The sequence below is a fragment of the Mycobacterium sp. 852002-51152_SCH6134967 genome (genome assembly GCF_001667105.1).
Classification (GTDB): domain Bacteria; phylum Actinomycetota; class Actinomycetes; order Mycobacteriales; family Mycobacteriaceae; genus Mycobacterium; species Mycobacterium neumannii_A.
In genome coordinates, this window is the sequence record NZ_LZIK01000070.1 from 39604 (window position 1) to 52200 (window position 12597).

Below are 12597 nucleotides of genomic sequence, written 5' to 3' on the forward strand. Positions count from 1 at the left end.
CCCGGCCGCACGCTAGATTCGGTTCCCATGACCGAACCGCTGGTGCTCGTCGACGACCGTGGTCCCGTGCGGGTGCTGACCCTCAACCGGCCGGAGGCTCGAAACGCCTTGAGCCGCGGACTGATCAGGGCCACCTACAGCGCGCTCACCGAGGCCGACGCCGACGAGTCCGTCAACGCCGTGGTCTTCACCGGCACAGACCCCGCGTTCTGCGCCGGCGTCGACCTCAAGGAGGCGCAACGGGACGGCCTGAGCTATTTCGAGGAGTTTCGGTCGCAGAGTTGCATCGCCGCGACGGGCAAGATGCGCACACCGATCGTCGGCGCCATCAACGGCGCGACCTTCACCGGCGGGCTGGAGATGGCGCTGGGTTGCGATTTCCTCATCGCCTCCGAACGCGCCGTGTTCGCTGACACGCACGCCAGGGTCGGCATCCTGCCCGGAGGCGGTATGACCGCCCGACTCCCCCAGGTGGTCGGGCTGGCGATGGCACGACGGCTTTCGATGACCGGTGAGGTCGTCGATGCCGCGCGCGCCGAGCGCATCGGCCTGATCACCGAGGTCGTCGCCCACGACCGGCTGGTCGACCGCGCCGTCGAACTGGCTGCGCAGATCGCCGAGGTGCCTGCGTCAGTCATGATCGGTCTGAAGGAGATCTACACGACGGGCGCGGCCGCGGTGATCGATCCCGCGCTGGCCGCCGAGGAGAAGATCGCGTTCGCCCAGCACCGCGATTTCGCCGGCCTCGGCGACCGGTTCCAGGCCATCTCGGAGCGCAACAAGCGCCAGATCGACAGCTGACGCTCTGTACCTTCTGCGCCTTCTGTGCCTTCTGTGCCTTCCGTGCCGCGAATGTGCGTGTCTGCTGACGACACGCGGGCGTTCTGCGACGGTTTTCGCACGCTCGCGGGCGTCGAACGTGCGCAAAGTGTCGAGTTTTCGCGGCGTGTCGTGTGCAGACCCGCACGCTCGCGCCACAAGAGGGGGGACGGGCGCGACGGGCACAACAGGGGGTTAGCGGCGTTGGCGCAGCAGGATGAATTCGACTGTGCGGCTGCCGCCGAGCTCGGGGCGCGGGGCCGTCGTCGACTCCACCTGTTTGCGCGCGTGCACCGTGATCGGGGTGTGCGGGTCGAGCACCGACAGGTAAACCCTGTGCTCGGCCAGTGACGTGACCGCACGCTCGAAGGCTCCGTCGTCGATCACCTCGACGTGAGTTGCCTGCGGCCCGTTCTGAAACAACCAGCGCGGTGGGTGGGGCAGGCTGTCGTAGGCCTCGACGACGGCCGCGGCGAACTCGATGTGATCGCGCTGGTTGGGCGCGCCGGGCGACCACTCGGGACCTCCGTAGATGCTGATCACCACATCAGGCTGGAGTTCACTGATCGCCTCGACGATCCTGGCCCGCAGTTCGGGGCTGTTGCGGATCTCGCCGTCCGGAAACTCCCAGAACCGGACGTCGGCAACACCGACGACCGCTGCCGATCGCATCTGTTCGTGCTCTCGCAGCGGGCCGGCCTGTTCGAGGGCCATCCCCGCGATGCCCGCTTCGCCACGACTCGCCAGTGCGTAATGGACCCGCCTGCCCTCAGAAGTCCACTTCGCCACCGCCGCGGCGCACCCGTACTCCGGATCGTCGGGGTGCGGCACCAGCACCAACGCGGAACGCCAGTCGGAGGGGAACGCGTCAAACACGCCCTCTATGCCACCACACCGTGCACGACGATGGCGGTGGTCTGCTCAACCCAGTCGTCGCCGAGCGGCTCGCCCGGCCGCAGCAGCATCCGCAGCAGCGTCGCCCCGCCGATCACCTCGACCAACCGGTCCGGGTCGACATCGGGATAGACCTCACCCCGCCGAACCGCGTCGGCCACCCGGTCGCGCACGGCCGCGAACACACCGGTGAACCGGTCCATCACACGGACGTTGAGCTCATCGTCGGCGACCATGTCGGCGATCAGACCGGGCAACGCCGCCCGCACCACCGGAGAGGCGAATACATCGCGGGTGGCGGTGAGCATGGCGCGGATGTCGGCGGCGATATCCCCCGGCGGGGTGGCGATCGCGGTCGGCGCGGCGGGGAACGCCGCTTCGTGCACCAGCTCGGCCTTGCTCGACCACCGGCGGTACAGCGCGGTCTTGGTGGTGCCCGCCCGCTCGGCCACCGCGGCGATCGTCAGATTCGAATATCCGATCTCCGCAAGGAGATCCGCCGTCGCGCGCAATATGGCAGCGTCAATGCGTGGATCCCGGGGCCGCCCGGCGCCCGGGGTCTTGTCAACCGGTGACGCGTCTGGTTTCATAACGCTACCCACCGTATCGTAATTATCGGCGAAAGAAGAGGCTGTGGCCAACGAACCGGCTGTCGAAGACGTCAGCCGCCTCGAACATTCAAGTCGCGATCTGTCCACCCTGCCCGGTGTGATGTCCCGATGGCTGTCGACCGTCCTGCCGGACGGAGCAGCGCCAGAGATCACCGTGGAAAGTGGCGTCGACGCCAATGGGATGTCCTCGGAGACGATCATCCTGACCGGACGATGGTCCGTCGACGGGCAACCGCAGGCCCAGAAATGGGTGGCGCGGGTGGCGCCCACCACCGAGGACGTTCCCGTGTTCTCGTCGTACCGGATGGATCACCAATTCGACGTGATCCGGTTGGTGCAGGAGAAGACCGACGTTCCGGTGCCGCAGGTGCGTTGGCTGGAGAACAGCGGCGACGTGCTCGGTACGCCGTTCTTCCTGATGGACTACGTCGACGGCAGAGTGCCGCCCGATGTCATGCCGTACACGTTCGGCGGGAACTGGTTCGCCGACTCCCCCGCCGAACAACGCCGCGAACTGCAGGACGCCACCGTCGGCGTGATCGCCAAACTGCATTCGATTCCCGAACCCGAGGATGTGTTCGGGTTTCTCGACGACGAATCCGATCAGAATGCGTTGCGGCGCAACCTCAACTGGCTCCAGGACTGGTACCAGTTCGCTGTCCCCGACATCGGGCGCTCATCGCTGGTCGAGCGCGCGCTCGACTGGCTGGAGGCCAACTGGCCCGCCGACGCCGCAGCGAACGACCCCGTCCTGGTCTGGGGCGACTCCCGCGTCGGCAACGTGCTGTACTCCGGCTACCAGCCGGCGGCCGTCCTCGACTGGGAGATGGCCACACTCGGGCCGCGCGAGATGGATGCGGCGTGGATGATCTTCGCGCACAACGTCTTCCAGGAGCTGGCCGGCCTTGCTGGATTGCCGGGGCTGCCCGACTTCATGCGCGAGGAGGACGTCAAGAAGACCTATGCGGCGCTGACCGGGGTCGAACTCGGCGACCTGAACTGGTTCTACGTCTACTCCGGCGTGATCTGGGCGTGTGTGTTCATGCGCACCAGCGCGCGGCGAGTGCGGTTCGGCGAGATCGAACAACCCGACGACGTCGAATCGCTGTTCTATCACGGCGCGCTGCTGAAACGACTCATTGGAGATGACTCCTGATGCTCGGTCCCACCGACGAATTCCCGATTCACCAGATCCCCCAACCGATAGCGTGGCCGGGATCGTCCGACCGCAACTTCTACGACCGGTCCTACTTCAACGCCCATGACCGCACCGGTGACATCTTCGTGATCACCGGCATCGGGTACTACCCGAACCTGGGTGTGAAGGACGCCTTCGTCCTGGCCAGGCGCGGCGACACCCAGACCGCCGTGCATCTGTCGGACGGCATCGACTCCGACCGGCTCAACCAGCACGTGCTCGGCTACCGCGTCGAGGTCACCGAACCGCTGCGCAAACTGCGGATCGTGCTCGAGGAGACCGAGGGCATCGCCGTCGACCTGACCTGGAACGGTCTGTTCGACGCCATCCAGGAGCAGCGGCACGTCCTACGCACCGGCACCCGAATCACGTTGGACGCCCAGCGATTCGCGCAGGTCGGGTCCTGGAGCGGGGTGATCTCGATCGACGGAGAGGACATCACCGTCGACCCGGAGGTGTGGATCGGCAGCCGCGACCGGTCGTGGGGCATCCGCCCCATCGGCGAGGCCGAACCCGCCGGCCGCCCCGCCGATCCCCCGTTCGAGGGCATGTGGTGGCTCTACGTGCCGATGGCGTTCGACGACTTCGGGATCTGCCTGATCATCCAGGAGGATCCGACCGGGTTCCGCAGCCTCAACGACTGCACCCGCATCTGGCGCGACGGCCGCGTCGAACAGCTCGGCTGGCCGCGAGTGAAGATCCACTACACCTCGGGCACCCGAATCCCCTACGGCGCCACCATCGAAGCGACCACCCCGGACGGGTCGCCGGTGGTGTTCGAGGTCGAGTCGAAGCTGGCGGTACCAATCCACATCGGCGGCGGATACGGCGGTGACTCGGATTGGCTGCACGGGGTGTGGAAGGGCGACAAGTTCACCGAGCGCCTCACCTACGACATGACCGATCCGGCGGTCAACGGCCGCGCCATGTTCGGCGTCATCGACCACGTCGGCCGCGCCGAGTGCACCGAAGGCGGCAAGACCAGCGAAGGGTGGGGCCTGTTCGAACACGGTGCACTCGGCCGACATGACCCGTCGGGCTTCAAGGACTGGTTGACCCTGGCCGACTGAGCCGACTGAGCGGTTCGGTGCGCTCACCGTCGCTGCGGGATCAGTAGCGCACCGAAATCACCATGAGGGCGGCCGCGGCGAGCGCCTCGACCAAGAAGTAGAACCAGTTCGGGTAGAACGACGTTCGGCGGTCGACGACCGCCGACACCAGGCGACCGAACGCCATCCCGGCCAGCGCGGCCCCGACCGTGAACACCGCACCCGTGCGCAGTGCCCCGTCGTCGACCACCGCATACGCCAGTACACCGGCGACGGCCACTCCAAAACCCCCGTAGACCGCGCGCACCTCCGCCCGCGCCGCGGCGCCGCCGAGCGTAGTGCCGAACGGCCGGACAAGCGCCTCGGGTGCGGCGAGCGCATAGATCCCCATCCCGGCGAAGAACACGGCGATCATCGCCACGACCGCGTCTGCCACGGTAGCCTCCCGTCAATCGACCAGGAGGCCAGCATGACCGCATACGCGGCTGACGCGCTTCCACAAACCTGCTGTCCGACGGTGTGGTTGTGGCCCGGCCAGGCCCTGTACGCCGGACCGAGCCTCAAGCTCGCGCCGCATTCCGGCTCGGTGTGGTGTCTGGCGGTCGGTATCGGTGGACCGCTCACCGTCGAGAGCCAACACCGCGAGCGCGTCGACGCACGCAGCGTGCTCATCCCGCCGCGGCTCACGCACCGACTGACCTGCCACGGCACCGGTCTGGTGTCGTGCTACCTCGAGCCCATGTCGGACCGCGCCCAGAGTTGTCGCGCGAAGGTCGGCGAAGGCAACGGAGAAGTCGGCACCGGACACGTCGACGAGGAGCGCCTGCAGTTCGTGCCGCTCGACGACGACGGTGCGTCCCACTGGCTCGACGTGGCCGCACCCGCAGCGGACCGGCGTATCGATCCGCGTATCATGCGCGCTGCCAACCGAATTCGTGAGGATCCGGCCGGATCGGTCTCCTCGCGCGAACTAGCAGTGGAGATAGGTCTTTCGGAGTCGCGGTTCCTTCATCTGTTCCGCGACGAATTGGGCACCACCGTCCGCCGTTACCGGCTGTGGCTGCGGTTACTGGATGCGGGCCGAGCCGTGGCCGACGGCATGAACCTCACCGACGCCGCGATGCAGACCGGTTTCGCCAGCCCCTCGCATCTGTCCGACCGCTTCAGGTCGACGTTCGGACTGTCCGCCTCGACGCTTCTGGCAGCCGGTGTGGCGGTCAGGGTGCCGAACTAGCCTGTGCGCTCAGGCGACCGGTGTCACCCGCACCGGCGCGCGGCCGAACACCATTGACTCCTCGATCCGGTCGAGGCGGTGGTCGATCGCGTCGAGCACATAGTTGTGCCGGACGTTCCACGGCCGGTGCGTGCCCGACTTCGGCAGCACATGTCCCGCACGTTGTACGTAGCCGGCGTTGATGTTCCAGGCGGGCTTTTCCGCCATGGGCTTGTCCCCGAGATGCGGGTATGCGTGCGTATAGCCGTGAGAGTCCATGTAGGAGATCAGCTTTGCGAAAGCCCGAGCGGTCAGGTCGGCGCGCAATGTCCACGACGCGTTGATGTAGCCGACGCACCAGGCCAGGTTGGGCACGTCCTCGAGCATGTGCTCCTTGTAGACGAACCGGTCCTGCGGTTTGACCTCCTCACCGTCGATGCTGATCAAAACCCCGCCCAGCGCCTGCAATTGGATGCCGGTCGCGGTGATGAGCACGTCGGCGTCGATCCGCTGTCCGGACCGCAGCACGACGCCGGACGCATCGATGTGGTCGATCCGGTCGGTCACCACGTCGAGGCGGCCCGTGTTGATCGCGTCGTAGAAGTCGTTGTCGAGCATCGCGCACAACCGTTGGTCCCACGGGTCGTAACGCGGCTTGAAGTGCTTGTCGACCGGATAGCCCTTGGGCAGATTGCGTTTGGCGTAGTTGCGGATATAGCGCCTGCTGAGCTTGGGCGCCGCCTTGGCGAAAGCATAGATGAACACCGTGAAGATGGTGTTGTAGATGCGCGCACCCCAGTAACCCGCCCGGCCGGGCAGCACTTTGCGCAGCGCCTGCACGATCGGGTTGATCCGCGGTCCGCTCAGCATGTAGGTGGGCGAGCGCTGCAGCATGGTCACGTGGCCTGCCTTCTCGGTCAGCGACGGGATCATGCTCACCGCCGTCGCGCCGCTGCCGATGACCACGATGCGTTTGCCGCTGTAGTCCAGCGACTCCGGCCAATGCTGCGGGTGCACGACGCCGCCGCTGAACTCATCGAGGCCGGGGAAATCCGGACGGTAGGGCTCGTCGTAGTTGTAGTAACCGGTGCCGAAGAACAGGAAGCGACTCCGGTACGTCTTGGGTGTCCCGTCCTGTTCGGTGTGCACCGTCCACGTATCGGTGGATGAGTCCCAGTCGGCCGACAACACGTGGGTGTTGAACCGGATGTGTTCGTCGATGTCGTGCTTGCGGGCGGTCTGGACCAGGTACTCGCGGATGTCAGGTCCGTCGGCCACGTTCTCCGGCCGGGTCCACGGCTCGAACGGGTAGCTCAGCGTGAAGATGTCGCTGTCGGACCGGATGCCTGGATAGCGGTGCAGATCCCAGGTGCCGCCGATGCGTGCCCGCCGCTCCAGCACCTTGTAGGACGTGTGCGGGTTCTTCTCCTGCAGGCGGTAGGCCGCGCCGATCCCCGAGATGCCCGCCCCGATGATCAGCACATCGGAGTAGTCGTCAACACGCTCTTCGCGCCCATTGGCACTCATCCGCAACCTCCTTTGGTCCCGCTGAGTACCACCATAGGAGTCAACCTGTCAGTGCGTCGACGATCTCGGCCAACGCATCGATCGCGATGGGTCCGGGCTGGTAGAGGCAGACGCGATCGGACACCCCGCCGACGCGGTCGCGGATGTGGGCGGCGATCTCGGCCGGGGTGCCGCACGCCGCGATGGTGTGCAGCATCTCGTCGTCGATCAGGGTGCCCATCTCCTGCCACCGGCCCTGTTTGGACAGCGCGTTGAGCTCGGGCTGCAGTTCGCCCCAGCCGTGCACGTCGAGCACCGGGCGGTAGGCGGGAGTGGAGCCGTAGAACGCCAACAGCCGGCGCGCGGCGTCGTGGTCGGCATCGTGCGTACCGACCGAAACGATGATCTCGGGCACCAGCGCGAAGTCGTCGAGGGACCGCTCCGACTCCGACAGGCCTGCGCGCACCTCGGGCATCGTCGCCTCGTGCAGGAATCGCTTCGAGCCGAACGGCATGACCAGCAGGCCATCGGCGACCGCTGCGGTCGCGCGGGTCAGCTTCGGGCCGAGCGCGCCGAGATAGATCGGCGGAGGGCCATACGGGTTCGGGCCCGGGTTGAACGTCGGTGTCATCAGCGTGTGCCGGAAGTATTCGCCCCGAAAGTCGAGACGTTCGCCGGTCTCCCATGCGGTGAACACCGCCCGCAGCGCGGCGACCATCTCCTTCATGCGGGCGACCGGGCGATCGAACGCCGCGCCGTATCGCTTCTCGACCTGCGTGCGCACCTGCGTTCCGAGACCCAGCGTGAAGCGGCCCTCGGCCAGCACCTGATGGTCGTAGGCCTGGTGGGCGAGCTGAATCGGGTTGCGCGGAAACGCAATGGCGACGTTGGTCATCAGGTCCAGACCGCCCACCGTCGACGCCAACGTGAGCGGCGCGAACACGTCGTGGGGTCCTTCGAAGGTGAACACCCCGCTGGCCCCCGCGTCGCGCAGTGCTTGCGCCCGCTCGATCGCATCGGTTGGACCGAACAACGCTGTCATGACCTTCACGGCGTGAGAGCCTAATCGCGTGACCATCCAAGCCAGTGCCGACGCGGTCGTCGTGGGCGCCGGATTCGCCGGTTTGGCGGCGGCGCGCGAGTTGGATCGGCTCGGCTACGACGTCGTCGTCCTCGAAGGCCGCGACCGGGTCGGCGGGCGGTCGTCGACGGCGACGATCGCCGGCGTGCCCGTCGACCTCGGCGGTACCTTCATCGGACCCACGCAGGACGCCGTCGAAGAACTCGCTGCCGAACTGGGCTGTGAGACGGTGCCCACCTTCAGCGGTGGTAAGAACCTGATCCGGTGGCGGGGGCGGGTCCGCTCGTATCGCAGCACGATTCCCCGGCTGTCGATCATCGAACTGCTCGACGTGTCGCGCATCCAGTGGCGCTTCGAGCGCGCATGTCGGCGGGTGGCCGTCGAGGCGCCGTGGACCGCCCCGCACGCGCACGCACTGGACTCTCTGTCGCTCGACGGCTGGTTGAAGTCGGTGCACGCGAGCGCCGGAACGCGGGATCTGATGGCGATCATGTCTCGGGTGACCTGGGGTTGTGAGCCCGACGCGGTGTCGATGCTGCACGCCGTGCGCTACGTCAGGGCCGCAGGCGGTCTCGACCGCATGCTCGACGTCGAAGGCGGCGCCCAGCAGAGCCGGTTCCCTGGCGGCACCCAGCAGATCGCGATCCGGATGGCCGAGGAGTTGGGCTCGCGCGTCGTACTCGACGCCGCGGTGCGCAGCATCGAACGCCACAGCGACGGCACGCTCACCGTGACCTCCGATCGGGGTGCGGTGCGCGCCAAGGCCGTCGTCGTCGCCATCCCGCCCGAACACCGCCAGGCGATCGAATTCTCACCCGAGCTGCCCGCCGAGTACGGCAAGCTGGCGCAGCACTGGCCGCAGGGCAATCTGAGCAAGGCGTACGCCGCGTACGAGAAGCCGTTCTGGCGCGCGAAAGGGCTTTCGGGAGAGGCGCTTTCCGACGAAGGACCGGTGTTCATCACGTTCGACGTCAGCCCCTCCGACGATGGGTCCGGCAACGGGGGCGGACCCGGCATCCTGCTGGGTTTCGTCGACTCACGCTCGTTCGACTCGCTACCGGCAGAGCAGCGCCGGGAGCGGGCGCTTACGGGGTTCGCGGGGCTGTTCGGCAACGCCGCGCTGGACCCGATCGACTATCTCGACCACTGTTGGGGTGCAGAGGATTTCGCGCCGGGAGGGCCGACGGCGGCCGTTCCGCCCGGCTCGTGGACGACATACGGCCCGTGGCTGCGCAAGCCGATCGACGGGATCTATTGGGCGGGAACCGAAACCGCTGACGCGTGGACGGGTTTCCTGGACGGCGCCGTCCGGTCCGGCAGGCGCGCCGCAGACGAAGTGCATCGCGCGCTGAGTAGTTGATCAGGAACTGACGCGGCGTTCGGCGGTCACCGACTCGATCAGGCCACGCAGATGCATGTTCACCTCGTCGGGACGCTCCAGGATGGCGCAGTGCCCGCCGGCCAACTCCACGAACTCGCTCAGATTGGGCGCCACCTCGGCGATCCGACGAGACGACGTCAGCGGCAGCAGCCGGTCCTTGCGGCTGCCGATCACCAGCGTCGGCACGACCAGGTTGTTCAGCCCGATGTGTTGCGGTCCGAGATGGTCGACCAGCGTGCGGGCCCAGCCGCCGCGGCCGACCGGCGAGGTCGCCGCGAACAGTTCATGTACGAACGAGGCGATCGCGGGATCGGCGTCGCGGCCGACCGCCAGCATCGAGACGAAGCGCTGATTCGGTCCGTAGATGGCGCGCGGCAGAGGCGTCGCACCGAACGTCTTCAGAAAGGTCCCCGCGGTGCGGACGCGGACGTTGGCCAGCGGCGCGGGCACGGGCAGCAACTTGACGTTGCGCAGCAGGTCGCCGGTGGTGGTGTTGATGAGCGCAACGCCGTCGGCGCGTTCGGTCACCCGCTCGGCGTAGCGCTCGGCCCACGAGGTGATGGCGATGCCACCCATCGAATGGCCGGCGATGACCGCCCGTTCACCGGGCGCCAGCGTCGCATCCAGCACGGAGTCGAGGTCGGCGGCCAGATGGTCGAGGCTGTAGGCGCCGCGGCGCACCGGCACCGCGCTGCGGCCGTGGCCGCGGTGGTCGAACGCAATCACGCGGTAGTCCCGGGACAGATCGGCGATCTGATGGGCCCACACCCGCAGCGCACAGGTGATGCCGTGCGCCAACACGATCGGATAACCGTCCTCGCGGCCGAAGACCTCGGCGTGCAGGCGGATGCCGTCCCTGGAGCGCACCTCCACGGCGTGTCCGGGCGGGAGGGACTGAGCGGGGGCGAAGGCCGAAACCCTCGACCGGCTGCGGGGACCACTGCTCATGTGCGCTCCGTTCGAACTCGGCAACGTTGCCGGATAAGTGAGCTTATCTAACAGTGTGCGCTTCCTGCGGCACCCCCCGCCGCGTTTTGGCGACTATCGGTGCCGCAGCGGGGGCCCGGCAGTCGAGTCGAGTTAAATTGCGGGCATGCGCGCGATTCAGATTGCCAGCCTCGACGGACCACAAGCCGCCAAACTCGTCGAGGTCGACGAGCCGGACGGCGACGGCGCGGTCGTCATCGAAGTGCACGCGGCCGGGGTCGCGTTTCCCGATGTGCTGCAGTCGCGCGGGCTCTATCAGTACAAGCCGGAGATGCCCTACACGCCGGGCGGTGAGGTCGCCGGCGTGGTGCGCAGCGCGCCGGACGGCGCACATGTGAAGGCCGGCGATCGCGTCGCGGCGTTGACGATGCTGTGCGGCGCGATGGCCGAGGTCGTCGCACTGCCCGCCGAGCGCGTCTTCAAGCTGCCCGACAACGTCTCCTTCGAGGCCGGTGCGGGCCTGCTCTTCAACGACCTCACGATGCACCACGCGTTGCGTACCCGCGGCCGGCTGGCCGAGGGCGAGACCGTGCTGGTGCACGGGGCCGCAGGCGGCATCGGCACGTCGACGCTGCGGTTGGCGCCGGCATGGGGTGCCTCTCGGGTGATCGCGGTGGTGAGCACCGAGGAGAAGGGTGCGGTGGCCACGGCGGCAGGCGCGACGGACGTCGTGCCGGTCGAGGGGTTCAAGGACAAGGTCAAGGAGCTGACCGAGGGCCGCGGTGTGGACATCGTCGTCGATCCGGTCGGCGGGGATCGGTTCACCGACTCGCTGCGCTCGCTGGCCCCGGGTGGACGGCTGCTCGTCGTCGGCTTCACCGGCGGCGAGATTCCCACCGTCAAGGTGAACCGGTTGCTGCTCAACAACGTCGATGCGGTCGGAGTCGGTTGGGGCGCTTGGACTTTCACCCACCCCAATTACCTCGCCGAGCAGTGGGCCGAACTCGAACCGCTTCTGGCGTCGGGCAAGGTGTCGGCGCCGCAGCCGCAGGTGTTCCCATTAGAGCGGGCCGCCGACGCGATCGCCGCGCTCGAGGATCGCTCGGCGAAGGGCAAGGTCGTCGTCGCCGTCCGGTGACTATAGGTAAGGGTCGGCCCAGGCGCTGACGATCCGCGCCGCACGTGCTGCCTGATCCTTTTCGGTGAGCAGGTGATCGGCGCCTTCGAGTGAGACGAAGCTGCGCGGGTGACGCGCGCACTGGAAGATCTCGCTGGCGTTGGCGATGCCGACGGTGTTGTCGGTGGGCGAATGCATCACCAGAAGGGCTCGGCGCAGGTTGTGGATGCGCTCGCGGAGGTCGGCATTGCGGACGTCTTCGACGAAGTGCCGCTTCAGCGTCAGCGCCTTGCCGCCGATGCGGAACTGCGCCTCCCCCTCTTCCTCGATCCGCTCCACGACCGCGTCGTAAATCCGTTCGACGTGGGCGGGTTCGTAGGGGGCCGCGATGGTGGCGACCGCCTTCACCGTCGGGCAGTCGTGGGCGGCGGCGACGACGGCCGAGCCGCCGAAGGAATGCCCGACCAGCAGGCGCACCTCGCGGCCCTCGTCGTTCATGAACTCCACGGCGCGCACGGTGTCGGCGACCTTGTGCGAGAACGACCCGTCGCTCCAGTCGCCCTCCGAGTCGCCAAGACCGAGGTTGTCGAACCGCAGCATGCCGATGCCCTCGGCGGCGAGTTGCTTGCAGATCCGGCTGGCCGCCGGCGAGTCCTTGCCGAGCGTGAACCCGTGGGCGAAGACGCCCCAGCCGCGTACGTCACCGTCGGGAAGATCGATCACGCCCGCCAGTGCGGGTCCACTGGCGCTTGCGAAGCTGACGCGTTCACCCACGCGCGTCATCCTGTCACGTGGTCGGCG

13 protein-coding genes are annotated in these 12597 nt (G+C 67.6%); 6 read left to right on the top strand and 7 right to left on the bottom strand.

Going from position 1 to position 12597, the window contains the following annotated elements; translation table 11 throughout:
• The first annotated feature begins 27 nt into the window (after positions 1-27).
• Positions 28-801: an enoyl-CoA hydratase gene (locus A5790_RS23545; RefSeq protein WP_066849999.1), complete on the top strand. Its 774-nt coding sequence runs from the start codon at positions 28-30 to the stop codon at positions 799-801.
• Between the two features lie 213 nt (positions 802-1014).
• On the opposite strand, the gene A5790_RS23550 is transcribed toward A5790_RS23545, so the two are convergent.
• Positions 1015-1695, bottom strand: coding sequence for a PIG-L deacetylase family protein (locus tag A5790_RS23550; protein ID WP_066850002.1), 681 nt, complete (start codon positions 1693-1695; stop codon positions 1015-1017).
• 5 nt (positions 1696-1700) lie between these two features.
• On the bottom strand, positions 1701-2303 hold the full coding sequence (locus tag A5790_RS23555) for a TetR/AcrR family transcriptional regulator (RefSeq protein ID WP_066850005.1): 603 nt from the start codon (positions 2301-2303) through the stop codon (positions 1701-1703).
• A 43-nt stretch (positions 2304-2346) separates the two neighbouring features.
• On the opposite strand from A5790_RS23555, the gene A5790_RS23560 reads away from it, so the two are divergent.
• A complete protein-coding gene (locus A5790_RS23560) occupies positions 2347-3480 on the top strand; it encodes a phosphotransferase family protein (RefSeq protein WP_066850008.1) in 1134 nt (377 codons plus the stop codon).
• On the top strand, positions 3480-4592 hold the full coding sequence (locus A5790_RS23565; RefSeq protein WP_066850011.1) for a hypothetical protein: 1113 nt from the start codon (positions 3480-3482) through the stop codon (positions 4590-4592). The genes A5790_RS23560 and A5790_RS23565 overlap by 1 nt, the downstream gene beginning before the upstream one ends.
• Positions 4593-4632: 40 nt before the next feature.
• On the opposite strand, the gene A5790_RS23570 is transcribed toward A5790_RS23565, so the two are convergent.
• On the bottom strand, positions 4633-5007 hold the full coding sequence (locus A5790_RS23570; RefSeq protein WP_197696873.1) for a DUF4345 family protein: 375 nt from the start codon (positions 5005-5007) through the stop codon (positions 4633-4635).
• A 33-nt stretch (positions 5008-5040) separates the two neighbouring features.
• Here A5790_RS23570 and A5790_RS23575 point away from each other — a divergent pair, with 33 nt between their 5' ends.
• A complete protein-coding gene (locus tag A5790_RS23575) occupies positions 5041-5805 on the top strand; it encodes a helix-turn-helix domain-containing protein (protein WP_066850015.1) in 765 nt (254 codons plus the stop codon).
• A gap of 9 nt (positions 5806-5814) precedes the next feature.
• On the opposite strand, the gene A5790_RS23580 is transcribed toward A5790_RS23575, so the two are convergent.
• Both A5790_RS23580 and A5790_RS23585 read right to left on the bottom strand, forming a co-directional pair.
• Positions 5815-7311 (bottom strand): NAD(P)/FAD-dependent oxidoreductase, encoded by a 1497-nt coding sequence (locus A5790_RS23580; protein ID WP_066850018.1) that lies wholly within the window; start codon positions 7309-7311, stop codon positions 5815-5817.
• Positions 7312-7351: 40 nt separating this feature from the next.
• Entirely contained in the window at positions 7352-8332 is a 981-nt protein-coding gene (locus tag A5790_RS23585) for a TIGR03617 family F420-dependent LLM class oxidoreductase (RefSeq protein WP_197696877.1), read from the bottom strand.
• Between the two features lie 28 nt (positions 8333-8360).
• Between A5790_RS23585 and A5790_RS23590 the strand changes: the two genes are divergently transcribed.
• Entirely contained in the window at positions 8361-9731 is a 1371-nt protein-coding gene (locus tag A5790_RS23590; RefSeq protein ID WP_066850024.1) for a flavin monoamine oxidase family protein, read from the top strand.
• On the opposite strand, the gene A5790_RS23595 is transcribed toward A5790_RS23590, so the two are convergent.
• Positions 9732-10700 (bottom strand): alpha/beta fold hydrolase, encoded by a 969-nt coding sequence (locus tag A5790_RS23595; protein WP_066850027.1) that lies wholly within the window; start codon positions 10698-10700, stop codon positions 9732-9734.
• A 145-nt stretch (positions 10701-10845) separates the two neighbouring features.
• Here A5790_RS23595 and A5790_RS23600 point away from each other — a divergent pair, with 145 nt between their 5' ends.
• Positions 10846-11817, top strand: a complete 972-nt coding sequence (locus A5790_RS23600) for an NADPH:quinone oxidoreductase family protein (protein WP_066850030.1) — start codon at positions 10846-10848, stop codon at positions 11815-11817.
• Here the strand turns inward: A5790_RS23600 and A5790_RS23605 are convergent, their stop codons facing one another.
• Positions 11818-12570: a S9 family peptidase gene (locus A5790_RS23605; RefSeq protein WP_066850062.1), complete on the bottom strand. Its 753-nt coding sequence runs from the start codon at positions 12568-12570 to the stop codon at positions 11818-11820.
• Positions 12571-12597 lie beyond the last annotated feature (27 nt).